A 5277-nucleotide genomic window follows, 5' to 3' on the forward strand; every position below is an offset into this window, starting at 1 on the left:
CTCCCGCGCTCGCGGACCGCGGGAGCCGGGCGCCGGTCCTGGTCCCGGCGGTGCTCCGGGCGCCGGGAATGCGAGCCGCGCTGGCCGCCGGCGCCGCGGTCAACTTCGTCATGACCGGAGTGCTGTTCGTGCTGCCGCTGGTGTTCCGGCAGAGCCTCGGGCTGACGCCGTTCCAGACCGGCCTGGCGTTCCTGCCGATGACCCTGCCGTTCGCTTTCAACCCGCTGCTCACCGGGCGCATCGTCGCGCGGACGGGGCCGCGCCGCCCCGTCCTGGCGGGCCTGGGCCTGCTGACCGCCGGGGGAGTGCTGTTCGGCGCCGTGCTGCCGGACGGCGCGTCCTACCCGCCGCTCGTCGCGGGCCTTCTGTGCACCGGGTTCGGCGTGTCGTTCGCGCTGCCCGCCCTCGCGACGATGGTCGTCGCCGCCGCCCCCGAGGGCGCGGCCGGCGCGGCGGGCGGCCTGCTGAACGCCGTCCGGCAGCTCGGCGCCACCCTCGGCGTCGCGATCATGGGGGCGTTCGCGCCGGTCGGAGCGGGGGACGGCTCCCGCGATCCGGCCGACGCCCTGCTCGTCGCCGCCGCCGTCTGCGCGGTCGCCTGCGCCTACGTCCTCGCCGCTACGCCACGCGCACGTTCGCGCCGGACGCCTTGAGGTCGTCCCGCAGGGCGCGGATGTCGGTGCGCAGCCGCTCGGCGGCCCGCGGGTCCGGTTCCAGGCCGCCGAGGCCGTCCTCGATGAGGGCGAGTTCGGCGGTCCGGAGCCGTTCGAGCAGCCGGCGCGTCTCCCCGGCCGGCACGCCCCACTGCTCCTTCCGGCGCCACTTGCGGAACGCGAGCACGTGGCCCTCGCCCGGTATCAGGACGCCGCCCCGCGTCTCGGCGTGCACCGTGCGCCGGAAGTGCGAGAGGTAGCGGCGCCTGGCCAGGCGGTAGGAGACGACCGCCGCCAGCAGGATCGGCGCGCCCTTCACCGGCATCAGCACCAGCCCGGTCAGGACGGGGGCGTCCCACCAGGAGTGCAGCGCCATCGCCAGGACGAACGCGCCCACCGCGGCGGTGAGGTGCGCCTTGGAGGCGCGTCCGATCAGGCAGCCCAGGCCCGCGCCGCCGACCGCCGTCATCGCCCAGTGGCTCCACCACGCCCCGCAGACCACCCGGGTGCCGAACGAGAAGAACGCCGCGTTCGCGTCGTGCGTGGCGCCCGTGAGGACGATCGTGTTCAGTACGTACAGGAAGTTCTCCGCGAACTGGAAACCCAGCCCCGACAGCGCGCCGTAGCCCCACCCGTCGAGCGGCCCGCGGACCGCGGCCGGCGCCATCAGCGCCAGCGTCGCGACGCCGAGCAGCTTCAGGATCTCCTCGTCCACCGGCGCGGCGATCGACGCGCCCCAGGCGGCGTTGAACCCCGGCCCGGCGGTCTTCCCGACGATCGCCTGGAACGCCGCGTTGGCGGGCAGCGCGGTCCCGAACGCGGCCAGCCCGCCCCACGCCACCGCGATCAGCGCGTAGCCGAGCGGCGGCGAGCGGACGGGGTGCAGCCGCCGCAGCAGCCACACTCCGCCGGCCAGCGCCGGCGCGAGCAGCACGGCCCCGGCGATCGCGCCGGAGGGGAAAGCCGCGACGTGCGCGCCGATCCCGCGCAGCGCGATCCAGGCGCCGAGCAGGCACGCCGCCGCCCACAGCCAGAACGCGGGACGGCGCACCGGCCCGCCGCGGGTCATCCCCATGGCGCCGCGATCCTGATCGTCCGCACCATCGCCTCGACCTGCGGGGCCGCGTCCCCGAAGGCGCGCGGCGGGCCCGTCGCCGTGACCGCCGCGCCGAGCGTCCCCTTGGCGAACACGGTCGCCGTGCCGACGCGCTCGCGTCCCGCGAGCCGTCCGGTCAGCCCGGTCAGGCCCTGCGCGGTCGTGAACGGAACGGGGCCCGTCCCGAGGCGCGTGCGCCCGCCCGCGGCGACGATCCGCCCGAGGCCGCCCCACAGCGCCCGGGTGTCCGCCGATCCCAGCGGGACCACCACGCTGAGGTCGAAGACCACGTCGCCGCTGAGCAGCTCGGCGCTGCTGGCGAGGGAGGTGGTGCCCCGGTTCAGGACCCAGCCGGGGGAGGTGACCGAGAACGTCACCGGGCGGACGCCGCCGCGCTCCGTCCCGACCGACACCACCGTGCCCGGCGCCAGCGGCTGCCCGCGGGTCCCGAGGGCCCGGTCGAGCGAGGGAAGCCCGGCGCCGAAGACCAGCAGCACGAGCGCCACCACGCCCGTCCCCCACCATCTGACCCGCACCACGCGACCCCCCGACGACGTGCGCTGCGGAAATGCCCTTTGACAGGCGGAAATGCCCCTTGACAGGGCGGCTAAACAAGATCAGGCCGCGGGGGTCACCAGTGCGCGGGCCGCGCCAGCGCGGCGGGAAGCCGCGTCGCCGCGTCGCCGCGCGCCGAGTCGAGCTGCGCCTGGGTCAGGAAGAGGCATCCGGTGAGGTCGGCGCCCCGCAGATCGGCGTCCCGCAGGTCCGCGCCGGTCAGGTCGGCGACCCGCAGGTCCGCCCCTCGGAGGTCGGCGGCGATCAGATACGCGCCGCGAAGGTCGGCGCCCCGCAGGTCGGCCCCCTTGAGCCTCGCCCCCACCAGATCCGCCCCCCGCCGGTTCTTCCTCCGTCCGGGGACACCCGCCCTGGCGAGCTCTCCCGCCCGCGACAGCAGGCCGTTCACCCTCTCCCGGACGGCCCGGACGTCCACCTCGGCGACCTCGGCGGGGCCGCCCTCGGTGAGGCGGTCGACCTCGGCGGACGCCCGCCGCAGCTCGTCGCGGATCGGGCCGGAGGACGGCATCGCCGCGGCCTGGTCCAGGTACCAGAGCATCTCGTGGAGCTGGCGCATCACGGGGAACACGGTGAACATGCGTCGCGCGACGTCCGGATCCCCGCGCCAGTCCGTGCCGGAGAAGGTCTCGCGCGACACCTTCTGCCCGGCGCCGAAGCAGTCGAAGACCGTGCAGCCCGGAAAGCCGCGCTCCCGGAGGTCGGCGTGGATGCCGCAGCGGAAGTCGGCCAAGAGGTTGCGGCAGGGCTCGCCCGCGTCCTTGTCCACGGCGAAGTCGGCGGACCGCGAGAACGGCAGCGCGACGCAGCACAGCCCGAAGCAACTGGCGCAGTCGGCCTTCAGATCCGATCTCTCCGGCACTTCCCGACCCCCGGCTCGTGGACGACGCTCCATTGTCGCGCCGGGCCGGCCGTGCCCGGGACGCGCGGACCGCCGCGATGCCGGATACAGTTGCGGACTCCTATGACACCACCCCTCACCGAACCCGCCATCGTCTCCAGACTCCGCGCCGCCGGCTGCGTGTTCGCGGAGGACGAGGCGCGGCTCATCCTCTCCACGGCCCGCACCCCGGATGACGCCGCCGCCATGGTCGAGCGGCGCGCGAACGGCGAGCCGCTCGAACACGTCCTCGGCTGGGCGATGTTCTGCGGGCTGCGGATCGCCGTCGAACCCGGGGTCTTCGTGCCGCGGCACCGCACCCAGTTCCTCGTCCGGCGGGCCCACGCCCTCGCGCCTCCCCGGCCGGTGATCCTCGACCTGTGCTGCGGATCGGGCGCGCTCGGGGCCGCGCTCGCCTCCGGCGTGGGGGAGTGCGTCCTGCACGCCGCCGACATCGAACCCGCGGCGGTGCGCTGCGCCCGCGGCAACATCGCGCCGTACGGCGGCACGGCCCACGAGGGAGACCTCTTCGACCCCGTCCCGGGTGAGCTGCGCGGGCGGGTCGACGTGCTTCTGGCGAACGTCCCCTACGTCCCGACCGGGGACGTCCCGCTGATGCCGGCGGAGGCGCGCGACCACGAACCGCGCTCGGCGCTCGACGGCGGCCCGGACGGCCTCGACGTGCTGCGCCGCGTCACCGCCGAGGCGTCGCGCTGGCTCGCCCCGGGCGGCCGCCTGCTGTTCGAGACGAGCGAGCGGCAGGCCGCCGCGGCCGTCGCCGCCGTGGAGGCCGGCGGCCTCGCGGCCGCCGTCGCGGCGTCCGAGGAATTCTCCGCCACGGTCATTGTCGGCGCAAAGCCGGTGTAAAACTCCACAGGCGGGTATCGGTCGGTCAGGACCGAACCGAAGGAGTGAAGCCAGATGCGCCGCATCAGCGCAGCGATCAGCGCCATTGTCGGGACGATCGTCAGCGTCGTGACCCTGCCGTTCCGCGTTCTGGGGCGGTTGCTGACCCCCGGTCGCGGCCGCAGCCGCCGCGGGGCGGCGTGACGCATATCCGGATCGCCCCGGGCCGGTTCTCCCCGAACGGCCCGGGGCGATCGCATGGAAAAGGCGTTGCGCGCCCGGCCGGCGTCCCGCACCATAGGAGCAAGCCACTGATCGGAAACGGACGGGAAGGAGCGGCGGCCATGGTCACGACCATCACCCAGCAGGCCCCGCGGCTTTCCGGATTCGGCGCGGGTCAGGGTCCCGCCTTTATCGGAAACGCCTCTGGATAGGGCCGCCAGGCTCCGCCGGAGGCCGCCAGGGAGAGATCCCGGCGGCCTTTCGTTTCCCTCAAGGGTCAGTAGCTCAATGGGGAGAGCGCCCGCCTTGCAAGCGGGAGGATGCCGGTTCGAATCCGGCCCGATCCACGGCCTTCGAGCTCATGTGGACGAGCGCCCGGTCGAAACCCGGGAGGACGAGGTTCGACTCCTCGGACGGCCACCGAGCGGAGCTTTCCCGGCTCCGCGCGTCGCACAGGCCTGAATGGTGAGGCGGCTGGCTTCCACCCAGCAGAACCGGGTTCGATTCCCGGGTGCGGCTCTGGACTGGACCGGCGGGAGTAACGACCCCCGGCCGGTCCTCCCCGTGCCCACGGGCGGGCGGACGCCACCGCCCGCCGGCGGGCACCCGTGCTGGATCATCCAAGGGCAGGATGCGTGACTCTGGATCACGTCATGCAGGTTCGACCCCTGCTCCAGCAGCCCGACGGCCGCGGGCCGCCGCCTCACCGGCGGAGCCCCGCAGCGTCAGTGCTCGCCCGTCGAGGCCCGCTACTTCCACGAAACGACGACCCGGCGCTCGCCCTGCTGCTGCGGCACCTGTGACCGCCGGAGACCGCCTTGACGGCGCCAGCCCGCTCGCTTAATTTGGCGTCCAAATATTGGCCGTCAAAGTATCGGCCCGCATCCCCGGCAACCTGGAGGAACGATGAGCGACTTTCCCTCGTACGCGCCGTCCGAGGAGCATGAGCTGCTGCGGAGTTCGGTGCGTGAGCTGGCCGAGGCCAAGATCGCTCCTTTCGCGGCGGA

The 5277-nt window shown here is 74.4% G+C and carries 6 protein-coding genes and 4 tRNA genes; 7 read left to right on the forward strand and 3 right to left on the reverse strand.

The features are described from left to right. Window positions 1-653, forward strand: a 653-nt coding sequence (locus tag ABWI04_RS41475; RefSeq protein WP_353835838.1) for an MFS transporter, incomplete at its 5' end; no start/stop codon positions are given. Here ABWI04_RS41475 and ABWI04_RS41480 read toward each other — a convergent pair. The 3 genes from ABWI04_RS41480 to ABWI04_RS41490 all read right to left on the reverse strand — a co-directional run bounded on the left by ABWI04_RS41480 (window position 619) and on the right by ABWI04_RS41490 (window position 3184). Continuing rightward, window positions 619-1728: a PrsW family intramembrane metalloprotease gene (locus tag ABWI04_RS41480; protein WP_345187777.1), complete on the reverse strand. Its 1110-nt coding sequence runs from the start codon at window positions 1726-1728 to the stop codon at window positions 619-621. The genes ABWI04_RS41475 and ABWI04_RS41480 overlap by 35 nt on opposite strands. Next, window positions 1719-2288: a hypothetical protein gene (locus ABWI04_RS41485; protein WP_353835839.1), complete on the reverse strand. Its 570-nt coding sequence runs from the start codon at window positions 2286-2288 to the stop codon at window positions 1719-1721. The genes ABWI04_RS41480 and ABWI04_RS41485 overlap by 10 nt, the downstream gene beginning before the upstream one ends. A 92-nt stretch (window positions 2289-2380) precedes the next feature. Further along, window positions 2381-3184 carry a pentapeptide repeat-containing protein gene (locus tag ABWI04_RS41490; protein ID WP_353835840.1) on the reverse strand — a complete coding sequence of 268 codons (804 nt, stop codon included), beginning with the start codon at window positions 3182-3184 and terminating at the stop codon, window positions 2381-2383. 102 nt (window positions 3185-3286) lie between these two features. Here ABWI04_RS41490 and ABWI04_RS41495 point away from each other — a divergent pair, with 102 nt between their 5' ends. From ABWI04_RS41495 to ABWI04_RS41520, 6 genes are all read left to right on the forward strand, one after another. Beyond that, window positions 3287-4069, forward strand: a complete 783-nt coding sequence (locus ABWI04_RS41495; protein ID WP_353835841.1) for a putative protein N(5)-glutamine methyltransferase — start codon at window positions 3287-3289, stop codon at window positions 4067-4069. Window positions 4070-4123: 54 nt separating this feature from the next. Further along, the gene (locus ABWI04_RS41500) at window positions 4124-4252 is read left to right on the forward strand and encodes an LPFR motif small protein (protein WP_268248260.1); all 129 of its coding nucleotides are present in this window, start codon (window positions 4124-4126) and stop codon (window positions 4250-4252) included. A gap of 292 nt (window positions 4253-4544) precedes the next feature. Continuing rightward, window positions 4545-4617 (forward strand) — tRNA-Ala (locus ABWI04_RS41505). Window position 4618: 1 nt separating this feature from the next. Beyond that, window positions 4619-4690: transfer RNA gene (locus tag ABWI04_RS41510), tRNA-Phe, on the forward strand. Window positions 4691-4717: 27 nt separating this feature from the next. Further along, window positions 4718-4789: transfer RNA gene (locus ABWI04_RS41515), tRNA-Gly, on the forward strand. 90 nt (window positions 4790-4879) lie between these two features. Next, window positions 4880-4950, forward strand: a tRNA-Gln gene (locus ABWI04_RS41520). The last annotated feature ends 327 nt before the right edge of the window (window positions 4951-5277 follow it).

Source organism: Actinomadura sp. NPDC000929 (genome assembly GCF_040492065.1).
Classification (GTDB): Bacteria; Actinomycetota; Actinomycetes; order Streptosporangiales; family Streptosporangiaceae; genus Spirillospora; species Spirillospora verrucosospora.

What these genes read in the sequence shown, in the direction of transcription:
- ABWI04_RS41500 (WP_268248260.1), top strand. Translation starts at nt 4,124, where the DNA reads ATGCGCCGCATCAGCGCAGCGATCAGCGCCATTGTCGGGACGATCGTC.
- ABWI04_RS41480 (WP_345187777.1), bottom strand. Translation starts at nt 1,728, where the DNA reads ATGGGGATGACCCGCGGCGGGCCGGTGCGCCGTCCCGCGTTCTGGCTG.
- ABWI04_RS41495 (WP_353835841.1), top strand. Translation starts at nt 3,287, where the DNA reads ATGACACCACCCCTCACCGAACCCGCCATCGTCTCCAGACTCCGCGCC.